The following is a 2,781-nucleotide window of genomic DNA, read 5'->3' as shown; positions in this document are numbered from 1 at the left end:
TTTCTCTTCAACCGGACCGGCTGTTTGTGTGAAGTGATTCACATCCGCCGTGTCGATGGAGGCGCATTATAGGGAGTTTCCCTCAGCCCGCAACCCTTAAATGACAGAAAAATGACTGACTGCTGCAATCCCCAGCAAAAGCCCGCCTTATACCCATTTACACACAGAGTTATCCACAAAGCCGTCAATATTTCCTGCATCACATCCCGGAAAAAGAAGAAACCAACCTTGAATTCTCTTTTCTATATAGAAAGAAAATAACGGATGCCCGTTTTCTACTACATATATAAGAAGGGATGGCGGCGGGAGCGCCCGGATCCCCTACTACCTTTGAATTACGTACCTCATCAGGCGATAATACCCGTACAAATAGTGATTCCAGGACTGCGATGAGACACCCTCTGCAACGAACTGCTATACGCAAACGCCCGATGAAACTCGGCACAACCGTGATCCTCATGGTCAGTGCTGTCCTCTTCTCTGTGCTGCTCGTCGTTCATTTGATTTACTTCTCGCAAATCAGCAACACGACACGTGATGCATTAGCAGACAAAGCACTTGCGGTAGCGCGAACGTTGGCAAACTCTCCTGAAATCCGCGAGGGGCTCAAGAAAAAGCCTGAGGACAGTGGTATCCAGGCAATTGCTCAGGCGGTAAATAAGCGCAACGATTTTTTATTCATCGTTGTCACGGATATGAAAAGCATTCGTTATTCACACCCTGAAGCACAACGTATCGGCCAACCGTTTAAAGGTGACGACATCCTGTTGGCGTTACAGGGCAAAGAGAACGTTGCAATTAATCGCGGCTTTCTGGCTAAAGCGCTACGCGTTTTCACCCCCATTTATGACGAACATCACCAGCAGATTGGTGTTGTGTCGATTGGTCTCGAGTTAAGCAGGGTCACCGAACAGATCAATAACAGCCGCGGCAGTATCTTTTGGTCCATCTTATTTGGCGTTCTGGTTGGGTTACTCGGTACCTGGGTATTGGTGAAGGTTCTCAAACGCATTCTGTTTGGTCTGGAGCCTTATGAAATATCCAACCTGTTCGAACAGCGCCAGGCGATGCTGCACTCTATAAAGGAGGGGGTCATTGCCGTTGATGATAGTGGTGAAGTCACACTGATAAACCAGGCCGCTCAGGAGCTGCTGGATTACCGTAAGTCGCAAGATGATGCCCAGCTCTCCACACTCAGCCATGCGTGGTCTCAAGTCGTTGATCTTTCGCAGGTGCTACGTGATGGAACGCCACGCCGTGATGAGGAGATCACGGTGAAGGACCGACTGCTTTTAATCAACACCGTTCCCGTACTGAGCAATGGCAAAATCATCGGGGCAATTTCAACGTTCAGAGACAAGACAGAAGTCCGTAAACTCATGCAACGTCTGGATGGTATGGTCAACTATGCCGATGCACTTCGTGAACGATCCCACGAATTCATGAACAAGTTACACGTGATTCTGGGATTATTGCACCTGAAAAGTTATAAGCAGTTGGAAAATTACATCATTAAGACGGCCAACAATTATCAGGAAGAGATTGGCTCACTGTTAGGCAAAATAAAATCACCGGTGATCGCTGGCTTTTTACTCAGTAAGATTAATCGCACATCTGATTTAGGTCATAGCCTGATCATTAGTAATGAAAGCCAGTTGCCGGAAAACAGTAATGAAGATCAGGTGGCGGTGTTGATCACCGTACTGGGTAATTTGATTGAGAACGCCCTGGAGGCGCTAGGTCAAGAACCGGGGGGAGAGATCAGCGTATCCTTACATTATCGACACGGCTGGTTGCATTGCGAAGTGAATGACGATGGTCCAGGGATCGCCCCCGAACACATCGACCACATCTTTGAGAAGGGCGTCTCGTCAAAAGGAACCGAGCGAGGCGTCGGTTTAGCACTTGTGAAACAGCAGGTTGAAAACGTTGGCGGCAATATTTCCGTCGAATCCGAACCTGGGGTCTTCACCCAATTTTTTGTACAGTTACCGTGGAATGGTGAGAGGGCCAGCAGATGATCAATGTCTTAATTGTCGATGACGATGCAATGGTAGCGGAGTTAAACCGCCGTTATGTCGCGCAGCTGTCTGGTTTTCATTGCTGCGGAACGGCCTCAACTCTCGAAAAAGCCAAAGAGATCATCTTTCATGGCGAACATCATATTGACCTGATTCTACTGGATATTTATATGCAGAAAGAAAACGGTCTGGACCTGTTACCCATTCTGCACAGCGAAGGCTGTAAATGTGATGTCATCGTCATCTCCTCCGCCGCCGATGCAACAACCATCAAAGACTCACTCCACTACGGTGTCGTTGACTATCTGATCAAACCGTTTCAGGCCTCACGCTTTGAAGAAGCCTTAACCAACTGGCTCCAAAAGAAAACGGATATGGAGAAGCACCAGTACTATGAACAGTCAGAGCTTGACCAACTGATTCATGGTAGCTCTTCCAGCGAGCAGGAAACGCGGCGCTTACCCAAGGGGTTGACACCACAAACGTTACGCACGCTGTGCCAGTGGATTGATGAGCACCAGGACCAGGAGTTCTCCACAGATGAGTTGGCTAACGAGGTTAATATCTCCCGGGTCTCATGCCGTAAATACCTTATCTGGCTCGTCAATTGCCATATCTTATTTACCAGCATCCACTATGGTGTTACTGGCCGACCGGTTTACCGCTACCGCGTTCAGGCAGAGCATTACTCATTACTTAAGCAATACTGCCAATAAAACTCTCCCAGGGATTATTCGTTATATAAAAGTAACAATTATTA

2 protein-coding genes are annotated in these 2,781 nt (G+C 47.8%); both read left to right on the top strand.

Going from position 1 to position 2,781, the window contains the following annotated elements:
- Nucleotides 1-389: 389 nt before the first annotated feature.
- A complete protein-coding gene (locus NNO02_RS22980) occupies nucleotides 390-2,021 on the top strand; it encodes a sensor histidine kinase (RefSeq protein ID WP_271442868.1) in 1,632 nt (543 codons plus the stop codon).
- Complete coding sequence (dcuR, locus tag NNO02_RS22975; RefSeq protein ID WP_005132485.1) at nucleotides 2,018-2,737, top strand: two-component system response regulator DcuR; 720 nt, start codon at nucleotides 2,018-2,020, stop codon at nucleotides 2,735-2,737. The genes NNO02_RS22980 and dcuR overlap by 4 nt, the downstream gene beginning before the upstream one ends.
- The last annotated feature ends 44 nt before the right edge of the window (nucleotides 2,738-2,781 follow it).

The sequence above is a fragment of the Citrobacter sp. Awk 2 genome (assembly GCF_028069815.1).
In the GTDB taxonomy this organism is placed as follows: domain Bacteria; phylum Pseudomonadota; class Gammaproteobacteria; order Enterobacterales; family Enterobacteriaceae; genus Citrobacter.
This window is presented reverse-complemented; position numbering and strand designations above follow the sequence as displayed.

Excerpts from the sequence above, each read along its gene's own strand:
- dcuR (WP_005132485.1), top strand. The coding sequence starts at position 2,018 with ATGATCAATGTCTTAATTGTCGATGACGATGCAATGGTAGCGGAGTTA.
- NNO02_RS22980 (WP_271442868.1), top strand. The coding sequence starts at position 390 with ATGAGACACCCTCTGCAACGAACTGCTATACGCAAACGCCCGATGAAA.